The sequence below is a fragment of the Mesorhizobium sp. WSM4829 genome, from assembly GCF_055811475.1.
On record NZ_JBVVQJ010000184.1, the window covers coordinates 1 to 231 of the forward strand.

1 protein-coding gene is annotated in these 231 nt (G+C 81.8%); it reads right to left on the minus strand.

All coding sequences use genetic code 11. The features are described from left to right. A partial coding sequence (locus AC0L17_RS34780) for a hypothetical protein (RefSeq protein ID WP_473519034.1) occupies window positions 1-231 on the minus strand: 231 nt, incomplete at both ends.

Here is a 231-nt window from a genome sequence, read left to right on the forward strand (position 1 = left end):
GCACATGTTGCGGGGGGCGGGGGGAGCAGGGCCCCGGGGGGCGGGGGCCCCCACCAGTGGGGGTGGGGCGGGGGACGGGGGGGGCGGCGCGTGGGGGGGACAAAAAAAAGGGGGGGGGGGGGGGGGGGGGGGGTTTTTGTTTTTATGGGCGGGGAGCAGAACGAGCGGGGGGGGGGGGGGGGAGGGGGGGGGGGGGTGGGCGGCGCGCGGGGGGGGGGGGGGGAGGGGGGG